Annotated in this window: 14 protein-coding genes; 1 reads left to right on the top strand and 13 read right to left on the bottom strand. The window is 40.8% G+C overall.

Features of this window, described 5'->3' with window-relative positions:
- Window positions 1–162: 162 nt before the first annotated feature.
- Entirely contained in the window at window positions 163–1,137 is a 975-nt protein-coding gene (locus tag ACFFHF_RS10585) for an Abi family protein (RefSeq protein WP_340905718.1), read from the top strand.
- A gap of 259 nt (window positions 1,138–1,396) precedes the next feature.
- Here ACFFHF_RS10585 and ACFFHF_RS10590 read toward each other — a convergent pair whose 3' ends face one another.
- The 13 genes from ACFFHF_RS10590 to ACFFHF_RS10650 form a co-directional block, all read right to left on the bottom strand.
- Window positions 1,397–5,020, bottom strand: coding sequence for a recombinase family protein (locus ACFFHF_RS10590; RefSeq protein WP_377058082.1), 3,624 nt, complete (start codon window positions 5,018–5,020; stop codon window positions 1,397–1,399).
- 121 nt (window positions 5,021–5,141) lie between these two features.
- Entirely contained in the window at window positions 5,142–6,806 is a 1,665-nt protein-coding gene (locus tag ACFFHF_RS10595; RefSeq protein ID WP_377058083.1) for a recombinase family protein, read from the bottom strand.
- Window positions 6,799–8,415, bottom strand: coding sequence for a recombinase family protein (locus ACFFHF_RS10600; protein WP_340905723.1), 1,617 nt, complete (start codon window positions 8,413–8,415; stop codon window positions 6,799–6,801). Before ACFFHF_RS10600 ends, ACFFHF_RS10595 begins: the two co-directional genes overlap by 8 nt.
- Before the next feature lie 229 nt (window positions 8,416–8,644).
- The gene (locus ACFFHF_RS10605) at window positions 8,645–9,619 is read right to left on the bottom strand and encodes an N-acetylmuramoyl-L-alanine amidase (protein WP_340905725.1); all 975 of its coding nucleotides are present in this window, start codon (window positions 9,617–9,619) and stop codon (window positions 8,645–8,647) included.
- Window positions 9,603–10,031 (bottom strand): phage holin family protein, encoded by a 429-nt coding sequence (locus tag ACFFHF_RS10610; protein WP_340905726.1) that lies wholly within the window; start codon window positions 10,029–10,031, stop codon window positions 9,603–9,605. Before ACFFHF_RS10610 ends, ACFFHF_RS10605 begins: the two co-directional genes overlap by 17 nt.
- A gap of 88 nt (window positions 10,032–10,119) precedes the next feature.
- Window positions 10,120–11,178 (bottom strand): hypothetical protein, encoded by a 1,059-nt coding sequence (locus ACFFHF_RS10615; RefSeq protein WP_340905727.1) that lies wholly within the window; start codon window positions 11,176–11,178, stop codon window positions 10,120–10,122.
- Between the two features lie 3 nt (window positions 11,179–11,181).
- Window positions 11,182–12,336, bottom strand: a complete 1,155-nt coding sequence (locus ACFFHF_RS10620; protein WP_340905728.1) for a hypothetical protein — start codon at window positions 12,334–12,336, stop codon at window positions 11,182–11,184.
- Window positions 12,337–12,351: 15 nt separating this feature from the next.
- Window positions 12,352–14,952, bottom strand: a complete 2,601-nt coding sequence (locus tag ACFFHF_RS10625; RefSeq protein ID WP_377058084.1) for a phage tail tape measure protein — start codon at window positions 14,950–14,952, stop codon at window positions 12,352–12,354.
- A gap of 34 nt (window positions 14,953–14,986) precedes the next feature.
- Window positions 14,987–15,163 carry a hypothetical protein gene (locus ACFFHF_RS10630; RefSeq protein WP_340905731.1) on the bottom strand — a complete coding sequence of 59 codons (177 nt, stop codon included), beginning with the start codon at window positions 15,161–15,163 and terminating at the stop codon, window positions 14,987–14,989.
- 11 nt (window positions 15,164–15,174) lie between these two features.
- Window positions 15,175–15,585, bottom strand: coding sequence for a hypothetical protein (locus tag ACFFHF_RS10635; RefSeq protein ID WP_340905732.1), 411 nt, complete (start codon window positions 15,583–15,585; stop codon window positions 15,175–15,177).
- Between the two features lie 14 nt (window positions 15,586–15,599).
- Window positions 15,600–16,481: a major tail protein gene (locus ACFFHF_RS10640; protein ID WP_446695002.1), complete on the bottom strand. Its 882-nt coding sequence runs from the start codon at window positions 16,479–16,481 to the stop codon at window positions 15,600–15,602.
- Window positions 16,482–16,826, bottom strand: coding sequence for a hypothetical protein (locus ACFFHF_RS10645; RefSeq protein ID WP_340905733.1), 345 nt, complete (start codon window positions 16,824–16,826; stop codon window positions 16,482–16,484). It abuts the gene before it with no gap.
- Window positions 16,823–17,257: an HK97 gp10 family phage protein gene (locus ACFFHF_RS10650; protein WP_340905734.1), complete on the bottom strand. Its 435-nt coding sequence runs from the start codon at window positions 17,255–17,257 to the stop codon at window positions 16,823–16,825. Before ACFFHF_RS10650 ends, ACFFHF_RS10645 begins: the two co-directional genes overlap by 4 nt.
- Window positions 17,258–17,259: the final 2 nt, after the last annotated feature.

Below are 17,259 nucleotides of genomic sequence, written 5' to 3' on the forward strand. Positions count from 1 at the left end.
TCGCCCTTGATACTTTTATCGCAACCTTTTTCGACTGTTTGTCAAGAGCGATTGCGGGGCCTCACGTCCCCCCAATGGAAGTGATCTAATACTTTACATAGTTTTCATAGAACTTTTGACACTACCATTAAGTTAATAGTTTTATATGGGAGCGGATATATTTTGGTAAGAGGAAAAACAACCAATGGGTTAATGCGTCACCTTAGGGACAAGCATGGCATTGAAATTAGTGGCAGCAAACAGAAAAGGGATTTGTTGAATTTAGGTTACTATCACGGATACAAAGGATATCGTTTTATTGGTCATGCCAGTAATCAAATACCATTCACCAATTTCGATGAAGTCGTTGGTGTCTATGAATTTGATACAAACCTTAAAACGATTTTATATCCACGAATCATGTTCATTGAAACAGCAATTAAAAATTATACACTAAATACCCTGATTGGAATAGGGCCGGTAGACTTTGATTTTGTTTTTTCACACCTATTAAATGATTATAAGAAAGAAAATACGGGTAATAGTAAGTATAGGGATAAAATGAAAAAACGGCTTGATTTAAGGAATAAAATCCACCAACAAATCAGTTATAATTACTCAGAACAAAAAGCCGTAATTTCACACTTTTTCCATACCAATAAGCCGATACCACTATGGGCAATATTTGAGGTAATTAATCTTGGGGAATTCGGTTTTTTCTTACAATGTTTAAACCAGGACACAAGGATTGCAATCGCAGAGGATTTAGGCATGCATACAACTAACCATAATCAAAATGGTAGAATTGTTGAAGATATCATTTTTCTAATTAAGGAACTGCGTAATGCTGTTGCACATAACTCCGTTGTCTTTGATTGCAGATTCAAAAAGACAAACCCGCCTTCACGCTTGAAGGAATACTTGCAAAGCGAGACTGGTATTACAAATATTACATTTGATAACATTGTGGATTACTTTATCATTGTGATTTTTCTTCTTAAAAAACTTGGAGTAACCAAAACTGAATTGAAACAAATTGTTCGAAAGTTTCATGCGGAATCTGAAAAGCTTAGAGATGCCATACCAATACCGGTTCACACCTCTATAATGGGGTCCGATTTTAGAAACAAAATAACTAGCTTAACGAATTATATTTAGGCTTGTACTTTACGAATAGGACAAACTGTAGTATCATAATATATAACTAATAGCGGTGTACAGCTTCGGCTTACACTTAAGGGGACTGGATGCGTCTGGTCCTCTTTTAATTTTGTCTAAAAATATTACTAAAAACCCACCAAGTGGCTCTGCACAAGCCTACTCAATGGGTTCCGCAATACTTCTCCAATGCATTTATCCATCCAGCCCATAACCAATGGAATCTAATCCATTTTTAATAGATTGCTAGATTAGCAGATTACCTATTTTCCTTTACTCTATACGCATACTCCCTGATATTCTTCCTTTGTCCCTGTACTTTGAAGCGCTCAAACGTCCCTTCTTTAAACAAAGGCATAACCACTCGATCGACAAGGGTTGTTTTCCCCATTTGTTTTCTTTCCAACATAAATGTCAACATCTCTTTCACCGTCCTAGGTTCATGACAGTATTCGAGAAGAGCAGCCACTTCTGGCCCTTTCAAAAATGCTTCATATTTTGCTTTTGCCTTCGCCCGCCGCTCCCTTTCACATTGTTCCTGAAAAGTAGAATACACCTCGTCGGTCGTCCATTCCAACCCAAAGCGCAAATGATACACAATGCTGCCATCTTTATATACAGCCGCATGGTCCACAACATCTGTATAAATCTCGCCGGGAAAGGCTTTTGATTCACTTTTTATATAAGCCTTCAAGTTTTTCATAAAACGCTTGAGTGTTTTTCGTTCTTCTTCCGCTTTCTCCTTCCAATCTCGAAAAGCCGCAAGACTCTCATACATGGCACATAGCTTTTCAGTCAATTGGTCCACTCGTTCTGTATCTCGACCCTGACCATGAAGGCTTTCATCGACCACCTCATAAAGTTCTTGATTTAATACGTTCACTTCTTGTTCTAGGTGCGTTTCTTTGACTTTCTCTTCAGGGGATAAGTCCAACTGTTCAATCGCCTGCTCTGCCTTTTGATAGAAAGTGGAATCTTCATAAATATTTGTTAAAAGGTGTCTAAAATGCTGTTCATAATAGTCTTGTTTAAAAGCCATCGAATCACAAGGATCATGAACATGATAGTGTGGATAGCCCGCTCGGTAACAGACCCAGAAATGTTGATAATAGTCACCATCTTTTTTCGGCCTTTTCTTCACATAATGGACCACTTGTTTGGAACATTCCCCACAATTCATCTTCCCTAAGAATGTTTCATTTTTATTTTCATTAATTTCTGGCAAGGGAGCTGAACGTTTCTTCTTTACCTCTTCCGCTCGCTCATCTAATATCCTCTGTACTTCCTCCCATTTTTTCTTTGAAATGATCGGTTCATGATGTTGTTCAATATAATATTGAGGTTCTTGCCCTTCATTTGGAACGATTTTCTTTTGACCGTTTTGAAGAGATACAGTTTGCTGGAATAAAATATCCCCTTTATAAACTACATTTCTTAAAATGTTTGTAATCGTTCTTACTCCCCAGGTTAAATTACCAGTTGGGCTCGGAAGCTTTTTTTCACTTAAATCCACTGCGATTTGAGACACTGTGACTCCTTTTCTTACTTCTCTAAAGATGCGCCGGACCACGCTCGCTTCTTCTTTCACTATGTGCCAACGGTAGTTATCATCAATCGTATAACCATAGTTCGGTCTTTTCTGATGGATAATACCCCGCTTGGCCATACTGCGGATGCCCCAAGCCGAGGATCTACCCATGCTAATACTTTCCTCTTGTGCAATGCTTCCGAAAATGGATAACATAAGGTCTGCTTGAGGGTCCGAAGTCCATATATTTTCACGTTCAAAGTAGATGTAGGTTGGATTAGGAAGCTGACGAAGATATCTCGTGATTTCCAATGTATCTTGAATATCTCGGCTTAGTCTGGAAACGGACTTAACCAAAATAACGTCAATTCGCCCACGCTCACATTCTTGAATGAGCCGATTCAATTCATCCCGATTTTTCATTGAACGCCCCGATATTCCCTCGTCTGCATAGATGCCTGCAAATTGATAGTTTGGGTTTTTCCAAATCAAATAAGTATAGTATGCGACCTGTGTTTTCAGGCTTGATTGCTGCTCTAAACGGTCAGTTGAAACACGGCAATAAGCTGCTGTTCGCAACGGTTCTATAGTATTTAGTTGGGAAGAAGGTTGTTTATTCACCCCCTCCATCGATGCTTCAATCGTCTGCAATATCGCTTTACTGTTGTTGGGTTCAATCTTCTGTACTTCTCTTTTTGGAATCGATGCTTTCTTTTGTTCCTTTTCCTTAATAAGCAAATCGCCTTTCTCATTCAGTATTTTCAATTCAGAAGTCACCTCCTTTGTTCTTTGGCTTTCTTCAGTCGGTGATGAGTCTATATCTTTTATTAATGGTGAGCCTATGGTCGTCACCGTTCCATCCAACCATTTCACCTCATAGTCTGTTTCAGTAGTTACCGATGCGTTTAAAATCCATGCTCTCAAATGTTCTAGAGTAACTTGTTCGTAAAAAGTCTCCATATTCTGAATGGAATCCAACCATCGAATGGTACTGGTCCGATAAGATCGTCCTTCTTCTATGCTTTCAATATGCACTTCAAATGCACGATACGCTTCTTCTTTTTCCTTCAGCTCTTCATCGGTATCCGTAGTTCGAGCCATCTCCATTTCCGTCAGCCACTTTAACCGATGGAACTCGAAATGGTCTTGTTGATTGGCAACGGTCAGGATTTTCTTTAAAGCACCGATTTGAACATTTTCATCTTTCAAGAACTTTTTCTCAAAAGCCTTTAGCATCATGGTTTGTAATTGATGTTCTTGTAATTCTGGTCCCTCGCAAACACCAGCTTTTCTTGCATTACACCGCCAGATATTACCGATCTTCCTTTTATGAACTCTTATAAGTTTTCCACAATGCTGGCAGATGATTTGTTTCTGAAAAGCATGTGGTTCTGTGGGAGTAGGTCGCTTACGTGGAGATTTATGGTCCAAACTAAACTTTTCCTGAGCCCGATCAAAGACATCAATACTGATAATGGCTGGATGGGTATTTTCAATCGTAATGGGGTCATCCTTGTTAATCGTTTTTTTCTTGGTAAACAAATCAATAGAATGAAGTCTGGCAACCTTATTACCGGTATAGGTAGGATTCTGCAACATATATTTAACACTTTTTGTCCTCCACACTTTTCCGCCCTTCATGGTTGGAATCTCCAGACGTATAAGTTCTCTCACGATGTCTTGGATGGACCAATCTTGTAAATACCAATCGTATATCAAACGAACTACCCCTGCCTGTTCCTCGTTGATTTCAAGGGTGGGCTGTCCATCTTTTGTGATTTTACGATAGCCGTAGGTCGCTACAAACTTTGGCTTTCCTTTTTGCAAACTTTTTTCATAGCCCCATTTGACAGAGGCGGAGATCGTTTCAATTTCTTCTTGTGCCAGAGCTGCATAGGTGCTTAGCAGAAATTGATTGTATTCAACCGAGGTATCTACCTTTTGCTCTTCAAAGTACACGCCGACTCCCTTCGCCTTTAGCTCTTCTACAATCGTGATAAGATGCTCCGCATTCCGTGTGAAGCGAGACACATTTTTGGTCAAAATAAAATCGACACGTCCTTCATGGCAGTGGCGGATAAGTCGTTGTAACCCTTTCTGCTTATTGGCATTCCCACCACTCGTGCCGTTATCAAAATACACACCAACAAACTTCCAGTTCGGCTTACTTCGAATGAGATGCGTATAATGTTGCACTTGGTTCTCTAGCGAATGCAGTTGCTTTTCTAAATCTGTACTTACTCGACAATAAGCAGCTACCTTCACTTCATGGTTTCCGATTAACGGACTTTCTTCCCTTGCCTTGACTGGATCCCACAACGTTCGGACCCACATACCTTTTTGAATTTCATCCAATATAAAAACCCCTTTCCTATAAGTGATAATGGCTCGTGTCCATCTATCACTCACATCCCGAGAACTTTCAAGTTCTTTTTATGGGTGGAAAGAGGTTTATGTTTATTTGATTAAATTTTGCTTATTTCTTCTTGGGTGTCTTTCGTTCTCTTACACAGAGGGTCCGTTTCACCCGGCATTTAAATTGAAATTCAACTATTCGTTCCTTATAAATAATGCCCCGTTCGATTGTCTTTTTGAAAAGCGTTACATCAAAGTCCTCTAGTTTCTCAGTTTCTTCTAATAAGACTAGGAGCGATTGAAATTGCTTTTCTAAATAAAGTTGTTCTTGCATGTTGTCCTCTAGGCTGTCCCGCTCCTGTTGGAGAATTTCTTGTTCATAAATCAAGTGCCTTAATGTCGCATCGTAAATGGCATCGCTGGTGGCGGACTCTCTTGCAGCCAAGTCACTAATGCGGTCGGTTATCGCTTCAATTTGCGTGTTCAACTCCTCCAGCCGTTGTTGTTCCGGTGGCGAGAGGGATGCTTTTTGAATGGCTTGTTTCGCTTCTTCTATTACTTCATCGAGGTTTTCTTTCATTCCCCTCATAATTTTCATAAAGGCATTTTCAAGGTCTGTCTCATGAACATAACTTGTTTTACAATCTTTATAGTCTCGATCTAGCCCTGCAGTCACTCGGCATTGCCATGCAGAAATGTAATACTTCTCCCCCTTCCTGCTTGAAGTCATCCTTCTTCGTATCACCGGCCTTCCACATTCTCCGCAATAGTACTGATTGGAAAATGGGCTGTGTCCGCTAAAGTGCTGCCGGTATTTGTTATCCGGGTCCCGCATCATCAAACTTCGCCTTTTCATTTCTTGTTGAACGGCTTCAAAGGTTTCTTCGCTGATAATGGCTGGGTGGGTGTTCTTTACAAAATACTGTGGTTGAATATCTCGGTTGCGAACGCGTTTATGCGATAAAAAATCAATCGTAACGGTCTTCTGTGCTAAACAGTGGCCTTGGTACTTCTCTTGTTTCAAGATTTTATAAACCGCATCTGACGTCCACGTTTTATTTCCCTTTCCTGTCTTTAATCCATCTCTTGTTAGGCCTTTTGCAATGCTTGGACACCCTTTTCCTTCTAAATACTCTCGAAAAATTCGTCTGACTACTTCAGCTTGTTCCTCGTTAATCACAATTTCTCCGTCCTCATCGGTATCATAGCCCAAGAAGAAGGTAGTCGGCATGTGTACGATACCTTGTTGGAATCTCTTCTGAACGCCCCATTTCGTATTTTCACTTACGCTGCGGCTTTCTTCCTGTGCCATTGAGGATAAAATCGTTAGGAAAAGCTCTGACTTTGAATCTAATGTGTCAATATTTTCCTTTTCAAAGAAAACACCCACGGCTGGCCTTAGACTCTTCAAACGCCTGATAATTGATATGCAGTCAAGAGTGTTTCTCGCGAAGCGACTGATTGACTTGGTCAAAATATAGTCAATCCGCCCTTCTTCACAGTCTTGGATCATTCGATTAAATTCTGTACGGTTCTTCGTCGAGGTCCCTGATATCCCTTCATCTGCATACACATCTGCGAGTATCCAAGCAGGGTTTTTACTTACATAATCTTTGTAATGATCCACTTGGAGTTCATAACTGCTTGCCTGCATTTCTGAGTCAGTGGATACTCGGGCATAAACTGCAATCCGTTTCTTTTGTCCACCAGGATTCGCTTCCGTCCGGCTCGTTCTAGCCTTTGCCGGAATTATCCGAACCCTTGAAGGGCTTTGATGGTTAGTCAATATCATGATCTCCTTTCCCAAAATCAATAATGGTTTCTTTACCGTCAATCCAATGCATACAAAAGGACATTGGTGATATCGCTTTTATGCGAACTACCCATGCCCTTAAAAATGCAGTTTGTTTCATCTCTTCATGTAATAGTTTTATTGGATTTCTAACTGCATCCATTTCCCTAAGCTTTATTAGTGCTGCTTTGCGAAAAGCGACATCCTGATCCAGAAGTTCCCACCATTCTTCTTTTACTCTTAACTCCTTCTCAATAGCTTCACGTTTGCGTGACAGTTCCTCAAGTACTTCTTTTGATTTCTCTGCTTCTGTTCCATTGGCGTTTATAAGGGCTACATTTTCTTCTAATAAAATCCGTTCTAAATCTAAGCGCAGTTGGTTGTAAGAAAAATCTCTTGCGGCGACTGCCCTAGTCAGGTCCTTTTGCATACGATCTATATCAATTACCTTCCTTATTGACCGATAGCGTTCGAGAAAAGCTTCTTGCATTGCTTTTAAAATTATCGTTTCTTGGATTCCTTGCATCTTACAAAGCTCTTTGCTTTTTCTGCTATTTTCACAACGCCATGTAACTCTCTCTCGGCAGACAAATCGGTGCAGATTTCCTCCACAAACTCCACATTGGATTCTGCTCGATAGTGGATAGCGTTTCGTCTTTTTATTAGGATTTGGTTTGTTGCGCCTCTCCAGTTCTCTTTGGACTGCTTCAAATACTTCTTGACTTACAATGGGTTCGTGGTGGTTCTCGATGAAATATTGAGTTCGTTCACCTGTGTTTAATTGCTGTTTATGAGAAAGGTGATCTTCCACATATGTTTTTTGGCAAATAACATCCCCCGTATAATCACTGTTTTGTAGCATTAACTTTAAGGTTGGTGATGACCAGTCTGTGCGTCCGTTCGTTTTTTTATATTTCTTTCTGATGAACTGTTTGCATATTTGGGAGAGTGTCTTGCCGTTCAAGATTTCATTAAAAGCCTCTCGAACAATTTGGGCTTCCTCTTCTACTACAACCCACTCTTTTCTTTCATTTAGTTCATAGCCGAGTTTCTTTACAAAGATCGGTTCACCTCTTTCAAACCTCTTAGTTTTAGCCCAAGTTATATTCTCCGAAATGCTTCTGCTTTCTTCCTGTGCTGTTGCGGAAAGCATGGTCAAAATAAACTCGCTTGCCATATCATCTGTGTCAATATTCTCTTTATCAAATATAATGCGCACTCCAAGTTGTCGCAGTTTCCGTATCGTATTAATTGCGTCAAGTACATTCCTCGCAAATCTTGATACCGACTTGCAAAGAATAAGATCAATTTTCTTTTCGGTAGCGTGCCGTATCATTCGATTAAATCCTGGCCTTTTAGCCATCGATGTTCCTGTTCGTCCATGGTCTGTATAAATGTCAACCATCTTCCAACCCGGTGTGGAGCGAATTAATTGAGTGTAATGCGTTTTTTGGTTATCAAAAGATCCTTCTTGTTCATCTGAAAGGCTGCTGACTCGTACATATGCAGCCACTCTCAGTTGTTTAGGTTTCTCTGGAGGTAGCTCCATTAATGAAATACCACCAACTCCTTGTCCAAATGAACCAAATAATGCTTCTGCCATGCTGTTGCCTCCTTTCAATTTTCATCCTCGTTTCTCAACACTAGGCTTCTTCTATTCAATCATGGCTCCCAAAAAAATCTGCTGAAGTCGCTTTGTATCAAGGTTCTTCAGCTTTATGGGTTATAGTATATATCACTTAGAAGGGGCTAAATAGCAAGAGAATAAGTAGATAAAAATCCATAAAAAAGAGCCGATATGTCAGCACATACCAGCCCTATTTTGTATAGCCTTATTTTAAAAATGCATCAGTAAATCCGGCAGATTTCAACTTCTTTAGTAATGTTTCTGCATTCCCTTTATTGGTGAAGGCCCCCACTTGCACCCTATAAAGTTTTTGATTGTCTGGAGGCTTACTAGATTTAACAACATTCAAAGCACCTACATCAATCCAACTCATAATCCCTGCAGATTCCTTATTCGTCTTCTTATCGACCTTTTTACCTAATAGCACACAATTCTTACCGCCTTTAACAACTGGCTTACCATTCGAAATAATCTGGGTCACTTTATGATAAGAGCCAGTTTTGACCCAAGCTGGGATACTAGCACCACCGGGATAATAAGTACTTGCTGAAGATTTTACCTCCACCACATCTCCCACCTGAATAGATGTTGATTGATTAATAGTAGGTTTACCGCCTGTTTTATTAAGCGCAACTTTAACAGCCGCACGGAAGGAATTCATGCTTTCCCCATGCTTCGGAAACCAATGCATCACATCCCCATGATTGCTTGCAATACCTTTTTTTGCTCCTTCAGAATGGCAAATAATATCTTCTTCTGTTAATTCATATTCCTGGCAAAGCATCACACAAAGATCTACTGCATTCTGCCAAGCCTTTCTAAAATAGGACTCGTTCTTTGCAACATTGTAGCCAACCATCGTTGAGCCTTTACCATAAGAAAAGCCACCCGGTTCGCAAATTTCAAAACCTATGTGCGTATTGTTCCCTGTACCACCGCAATGCCAACCTCTATGGTTCCAAGGTAAGTACTGCCATACTTCTTTATCATCAACAAAAGCATGAACACAAACTTGACGATTGGTTTCACCCGACTTGTACGACTTATTCCAGCGACTAAACCAGTCTGCTGCCATCACACCAGGAGTTGCAGTCGAGTGAACCATAATTCCTTTTGGTGAGATTTTCTTCCCAACTGTAAAACAATCGTTTCTTGTCATATATTTAGCGTTTAGTTTCATTCTTATCTTCTCCCTTGCCATGTAATTGTGCTAAGACATCTTTCAATTTTTGTGGAATTGGAAGCCCGATTCTTGAGCCATTTTCCATTATGCTGATGCCCTCATTGGAGAGATAAAAAAAGATGACGGCTGTTCGAATAACACTGCCCTCACCAATCAGTCGGCTGTCAATGATATGAGCTATCCCGACAAGTATAAAAATAAGGATCTTTTTGAAAATCCCTCGAGCACCAATTTCACTGGAAAGCTCTTTATTAATAATGGCCACCATAATTCCAGTAATATAGTCTACAATGACAAAAATAATAAGAGCATATAAAAATCCATCAAGTCCCCCAAGGAACCAGCCCAACCAACCGCCCACTGCAGCAATTACCGTTTGTAAAACAATCCAAAGTTCTTTTATTGCCATGTTTCTCCCCTCGCTCTCCAATCCGTTTTAATCTATATAAAAAGACGCCTGTGACAAGAGAGCCACAAAGCGCCTGTATTTTCATTATTTAATACGGAGCATAATACACATAACCACTGGCTTTCACATAAAACCCATCCCCAGGAACATAAATAGCTCCACCGAATGTATCCGAATTAGTTGTTGTAAATCCCGGTTGTTCGACTCCTTCCCAAGTCAGACCATCAGCCGATACATAAAGCATGCCTTCATTGAAAAGAGCATATTTCCCCCAATCCTCCATCCAGATGATGTTCTGTGGATTCGGAATTTTGTTATTGGCTAGATTTCCGACATGCGATAGGTTTGTTTCCGTCAGCTCCGTAGCACTATCGTTCATGACACACAAATTCACATGAAAGATTCCACTAACATATCGATATTTCATGACGAAAAGTTTATCGTGAACCGAGCGGACATACATATAATATGTATTTAAATCCTCTGAAATAGTCGTAGACCAAGAACCAGGGCTTGAAGTGCTTGCCGATGCAATCGACCGATCACCTCCAACGATTCCGATAAATCTTCCTTTATGTGCTGTCATATAGCTAAAAATAGGAACGGAAGTCCCGTCAGCACCTACCAAAGTCCAAGCCACTCTTTGTGTTAATGAAGCAAAGTTGTAATATACGGGAGACTTATAATACCACCAACTAACCACTCCGGCTCCCCTATTGCTGTCATATGCTCCAGTGGTCATGGAGTTCTGTGCCCCCTGACAGTAACCAGCATTATACCAGGTGATGCCATCAAATGAAGCGATAATATTGGCCAAGCCTATAATTTTGGCTAAAAACACACCATCGCCTGCCCATAAAATTTCTGGGGCACCGTTATTCCACCAAGAAACATTCACCACGGTCCATTTTCCAGTGGCTTTATTGTAATAGGACATATATGGGGTCTTTGCACGATACACGGCAATCTGTGCGTTCCCATTGTCGTGAACATCAATTCTTGTTTCACTTCCATACTTGGTATAGCCAAAATCATTATAATATTTCCTTTGCCAACTTAAGGTGGGGATGGGAAGAATGAGTTCACCCCTGCCTCCAAAAGCAGTCCAGATGGCTAGTGTATTATTAAAATTACTATGATAACTCATGCCCTATCCCACCACCTTTTTAATTCCAGTAATCCGACCACTACTATCGGTCGTGTAGGTATAACTAGCCTTTTCACCATCGACATACGTAATTTCAAATCTCGAAGTATCCACCAATAAAGTTGATACCTCTTTCAACAGTAGCTCTGAAAAAATATCCTCTAACGTAATACTTGTAATTCTTCCATTGCTATCCGTTGTGTAGTTGTATTTTGCGTGATATTGATGGGTATCTCCCTTTTCCACTTCATAGGTCACATTAATAAAGCCCGCATCCACAGACAGACTTTTTACAATGGTGTAGGATACTCCGAGCTGGTCCATTTTAAATTGAAGCCCTTCAACTGAACTTCCAACATCAGTGAGCGAACTTTCCACTTTACTCATGGAACTTTCAATTCTATAAAAAGTATCTGAAATGCTAGGCTTATAGCGTCCAACCTCAACCCGAATGTCATATCGATAAAAAGGATTGTATTCTAAAGAGATGATCCTCGTTTTGACATCAATACCAAGAGGCTTGAAAACGATATGGACATTATCCCCTACTGCTAGACTCATCAGTTTGAAAAAAGAAATATCATATGAAGAAGCATTTTCTCGAGAATCGTGGGATACAGCTACATTGGTGACGTTTTTACTACCCATTACGAGTTGATAGTCGCTACTGCCCCGGTGTTTGCGAATATTAATCTTGTAGCCATCGTATTCTATTTCGCCACCAAGGATAGCGATATACTGCATCAAAGCTGCCCGTCTTGATACTTCCTGATTAATTTTCATTGTACAGCTCTCAGTAAAATCTACTGTTCCGGCTGAAAAAGGAGTTCCTGATAATAGCTGATTTAATCCAGCCGCAGGAGCTCCCGTAAAATCAAACGCATCTATATTAAAAATCTCGTCATTTAAAATGTAAGAGACATGCTCACACGTGACAGAACAGACTGGAAGGCTACCTTGTAACGACTTCGCTATTTGTACAATTTCAAAATACTGATTATTTAGCTTAGCGAGTTGCTTCGTTTTTAAAGCAAGAGCAGACTTGGCTAGCACAGTAAAGGACAAGGTAAACTCTCCCTCGAGTGTCTCTCTTACATTCGCAGTCATGACCTTTCGAATGGATTGAATGAGTGTATTCCCCGCATAAATGTCAATCACCAATCTGCCCTCCTTTTACGAACCTGCAACTCCTAAGTTTCTAACGGTTACTGTATTTCGATTCCACTGAAGCTGGGCGATAATTCTTGTTAGGACATTGCCGTCAATCGTAAGTGGAATCGTGACATCGAATGTGGTTCCATCCGTCCCTTTTGCAGTAGCGCTTACTTCGCTATTGAGGTCAAGGCCAAAGTCAGTAGGAATGGCTTCTTCCATATCCTTTTCCACACCTTTCATGGCATCTGAAAAACCAACACCAATCCCTTCACCCATGTTTTCACCGATACCAGCAAAAACTCGTGAAGGTGAACGAATCCCAAGGACACCTTTTACACTACTAACGATGCCACCGACAAAACCGCTAACCTTATCTTTTATCCAGCCAATCATGGAAGCAATCCCATTCCAAAGCCCACGTACAATATTCACTCCCACTTGACCGATGGAAACAGCCGCTTTTCCAATTCCAACGATGATTGCAGAAATAATCTGCGGTAATTGCGCCACAAGCTGAGGGATAGCTCGGACTAATCCCGCTGCCAACTGAATGATCAATGAAATACCCAACTCAATAATCTTAGGGATATTCTCGGTAATAAAGGTAATGATTGATGAAATAATAGCTGGCAATGCTTCTATGAGTCTAGGCAGAGCATTGATAATTCCTACGGCTAAACCTTCTATAATTTTAAAAGCCGCCTCCAAAACCATGTCGAGATTGTTTATGATCGTTTCTACAATTAATAGAATCGCTGATACTATGGATGGAATAAGGTTAGGTAAAGCCTCACCAATCCCAGTTGCTAGAGTCACGACCATAGTTAATGCAGCTTCGATTAAGGCAGGGAGGTTGGCGAGAATACCCTCTACCAAACTAAGAACAAGGTAAAGTGCTCCTTCTGTGATTTGAGGTAGAGCCTCTATAATCCCTTGGAGTAGAGTCGTCACGATTTGCATGGCGGAATCAATGATCATTGGGAGGTTTTCTACGATTGCACCAACTAAGGACATAATAATTTGAAGTCCTAACGTAACGAACTGAGGCAATTGCTCTGTGATAAGTTCTGTAATACCGGCGACAGTCTCGCCAATCACCTCTGCAATTTTTTCAAAATCCCCATCTGCTTCATTAATCCCATTCGATAAGCCAGAAAATAAATCAGTGATCCCTGCAGACACTTCGCTCACAGCAGGCAAAAATACGCCTTGTAAGGAGCGTTTTACCCCCTCAATGCCATCAGTCAGGTTATCGTATTTGACCTCTGTAATTTGGGCCAGTGCGTCTCCGCTTGCAATGGTACTATCTTTTATCCCACCAAGAACTGGTAATATACTAGCTTCTAAATCTTCAAACTGTGTACCAAACAACTGCACACCAATTGTGTTTTTAAGAAGCGGATCTTCAATTTCTTGAAGTTTTTGAATGACACTAAAAAAGGCGGCATTGGCTGTTTCCCCACCTTGAGCAAACTGCTTCGTCATTTCTTCTGCATTAAGCCCAAGAGCAGTGAAAGCCTCCATACTTGACTTACTACCGTCTTTTGCCCGGATGTTAAATTCTTTTACGGCATCCCCAACCTTATCAATACTGAAAGCTCCACTTTCTGCCCCCGCTACTAAACTAGCAATAAATTCATCGGCACTAAGGCCAAGTGAAGCATATTGTACGGAGTATTCATTCAAGGTATCTAATAGATCGCCATTTTTATCGGCACCGTTTTGAGCACCAACAGCAATAATGTTATAGGCTTCATCTGCAGAGATGCCAAAGTTTTTCATAAGAGCACTGGCTGCCCTTGCCGATTCCTGCATATCGAAGTCAAAAGTTTTCCTCAAAGCAAAACCGGACTCGGTGGCTTTTTCTAGCTCGTCACCCATGAGTCCGGTTATCTTTTGTACCTCTGATATTCCTACTGCCACATCATCCAAGCTGTCGCCAAAATTATGCTTGTACACATTTTGAGCAATTTCCCCCAACTCCTCAAGTTCGGCACCTGTTGCACCAGTTGAAGCGGAAATTTGATTGACCGCCATATTGTACTCATCGCCGAGTTTAATCAGGCTTGCCCCTGTAGCAACCGCAGCGGTTCCAATAGCGGCTACCGCTGCACCAATCGTTGCTCCGATTCCTTTTAAAACGCCACCCAACTTTTCAAAACGACCAGAAGCATCTTCAGTCTGATCCGCTGCATTCTGTACTTCATCAGCAAACTCCTCAACTTCTCCTTCAGCATCATTGAACCCTTCATTCAACTCTTGTATGGCTTGATTGTTATTCTCAAGTTCCCGCTCCATCTTCATCAGTTCAGACTTTGCGTTATTCAGCTGAATTTGCCAGTTTTGGGTTCGTTTGTCTGTCTCTCCAAATGAATCTGCAGCATTTCTTAATGCGGCTTCTAACGTGCTGATTTTGTCTTTTTGGGCATCTACTGACTTGGTGAGCGTTCCATTTCTTGCTGTAAGAGCTTCAATGGATCTGTCTTGTCGGTCAAACTGCGAGGTTACAAGTTTCATTTCACTGGCTAATACTTTGAAATTTTGATTGATATCCCTCAAAGCATTTTTAAAGTCTTTTTCTCCCTCAACACCAATGCGGAGGCCAAAATTATCAGCCACGACTCCACCTCCCTTCTTCGCAAAGTATCCCTACCTAAATCCCCACTGGAATCACATCATCAATAAAAAGCTCCTGCTTTGGTTTAGCAATGCCAGTAAACTGTTTATGACATTCCCATAAATCCATTAAATAACCCATCGGCATCAGCCACACTTCTTCTTCTCTTCGATCTAGCTGAGCTGTTCCATAATAAAGAAGTCGGATAAACAATTCATCATCACTTACCCGACCTCCACGTTTTTTGATGGTTCACTCTGTATATGCCGTTTTGTACCTTTCAACATACTGGCCATAATTGCGTTTTTGTACTCTGCCAGCTCAAAAGGAGTAGTCAACAATTCAACTTCTTCCTCTTTTAGCAGGTCTTTCTTCAAATCTTTATTTCGTAAATTATGAATTAGGATCGACTGATTCGCTAACAACGTGATGAGCCAAACGATTTCATCTAAAGCCATTTCAAAATCTTTCGTATTCATCAGTTTTGTTCCGAGATTTTCAAGACCGCCATAGCGTTTGGCGATTTCCTTTGTTGCCTTTGTGGTTAGAATCAATTTGTATTCCAATCCACCAACTTCAATGACCGCACTTCTTTCTTCAGCGGCAAAATCAATATCTATCGCTTCATTTCCCATTTTCCATCATCCCCCTATGAAACATTTACTGTCGCAACATTCGACTTAACGGCACTTGCACCAGTTGAATTCAGCACACAGTAATAGTAGTAAGTTCCCGCTGTCAGATCCTTTGGAATGTTAAAGCTTGCTGATGTTTCCCCATTAATAGTTGTTCCACCAGTTGTACTTTCCACCGTATTTTCATACCACTGATAAGTAACAGGATGAATCGTATTTGTGCTTGCAACCACTGATAGACTACCAGAAATGCTACCCTCTACCACATCCGTCAATTCAGCTGGCTGCGTAAGAATTGTAATCATGGGTGTGACGGGTGTAAAATCAGGCTCATAGACAGTTTTGAACCAATTATTGATGGTCTCTAAGGAAACACCATTGTCACTTTCCGTCACTTCTGCCTTCCATGGATGTTTATTTTCACCATCCAGCTTATTTCGTCTAAACACCGTTCCTTCTATGGTGGGACTGCTAAACGTAATCGAATCCCCTTTTGTCGCAAGGTTGGTCGTGGGAATGCTAAAAATAACCCGATAAAGCCAAAAGTAACGGTATTTTCCATTTGATTTCTTGGCACGAAACCCAATCGCCACAGGATTCCCACCATCTTCACTTCTTGAAACCACGACATTGTTGCTGTCGATTTTACTTCCTGTTAAATCCTGGGCTACTAATGCACCGATATCATCGATACCAAGTGTTAACGTCCCGCTCTTAAATTCTTTTACCACTTCAGATGCTCCATCATCCGCATAAAGAATTGCTTCAATTAGTTCCACACTTAGCTCGGCGGTCATCGCTTTGGCGAGGATTTTCGGTGTTCCATAGGTTTCGGTGCCATTTTCGTCCTCTGTGATATTGGCGTAATACAAACGATCCAATCCTATAGTTGCCATTTACCCTTCCTCCATTTCATATTCTTTTAGTACATCAATCGCATAGTGATGATATTTAGTATCATCTTCAAATCCGATATATTGCCGGTCGGTTATTGTTATCTCTCCAACTAAAAGAGCCTTTGTTAATTGCTTTTTTAATGCCTGGTAATTCTTTTTAGTAAAAAGAGAAAGCCTTGCTTCTTCGATAACGGATTGGGCCTTGTTGTCTGCATAAAAATCCAACCTGTCCGACATTGGGGTAATGACGATATACTCTTCAGGTGGCTTTTTAGAAAAAAAGCCTGTTTCAATTGGAACTCCAATGGGCTCAAGTAGCTCCACTAAATCCTTTAACAAACTCATAATCTTTCAATCTCCCTATCCAATGCTTGTTCCATGGCACTTATACAGGCTTTCCTCGTAGCCGATTTGGTTGGTTTTAACCATGGTTTCGGTGGTTGACCGGATTTTCCGTATTCGATAACGGCTGCTTTCAAAGCATTGGAAACACCTTTGCTATCTTTCGTTGTAGGTACACCAACACGAAGATTCCAGTCTCCTTTTGCATCTTGAACAGGTTTTGTCGTTTCAAGTGAGGCTAACAATTCCCCGGTGGATTGAGATGGCTCCTTAGTTCCTTGACCAATTCTCGCTGCTAGATTGTTTTTTGCTTTTTGAATAACAGGCTTGGATCCTTTTTCTAGCACTCTTGGAACAATTTCATCAAAGTGACGATTGAGCTTTGAGATTTTTTCTAAAAATTCATCAGGCATTTTCACCGCTGCTCTTGCCATCC

The sequence above is a fragment of the Robertmurraya beringensis genome, from assembly GCF_042433785.1.
Classification (GTDB): Bacteria; Bacillota; Bacilli; order Bacillales; family Cytobacillaceae; genus Robertmurraya_A; species Robertmurraya_A beringensis.

Excerpts from the sequence above, each read along its gene's own strand:
- ACFFHF_RS10600 (WP_340905723.1), bottom strand. The coding sequence starts at position 8,415 with ATGGCAGAAGCATTATTTGGTTCATTTGGACAAGGAGTTGGTGGTATT.
- ACFFHF_RS10605 (WP_340905725.1), bottom strand. The coding sequence starts at position 9,619 with ATGAAACTAAACGCTAAATATATGACAAGAAACGATTGTTTTACAGTT.
- ACFFHF_RS10610 (WP_340905726.1), bottom strand. The coding sequence starts at position 10,031 with ATGGCAATAAAAGAACTTTGGATTGTTTTACAAACGGTAATTGCTGCA.
- ACFFHF_RS10615 (WP_340905727.1), bottom strand. The coding sequence starts at position 11,178 with ATGAGTTATCATAGTAATTTTAATAATACACTAGCCATCTGGACTGCT.
- ACFFHF_RS10635 (WP_340905732.1), bottom strand. The coding sequence starts at position 15,585 with ATGGGAAATGAAGCGATAGATATTGATTTTGCCGCTGAAGAAAGAAGT.
- ACFFHF_RS10640 (WP_446695002.1), bottom strand. The coding sequence starts at position 16,481 with ATGGCAACTATAGGATTGGATCGTTTGTATTACGCCAATATCACAGAG.
- ACFFHF_RS10645 (WP_340905733.1), bottom strand. The coding sequence starts at position 16,826 with ATGAGTTTGTTAAAGGATTTAGTGGAGCTACTTGAGCCCATTGGAGTT.
- ACFFHF_RS10650 (WP_340905734.1), bottom strand. The coding sequence starts at position 17,257 with ATGGCAAGAGCAGCGGTGAAAATGCCTGATGAATTTTTAGAAAAAATC.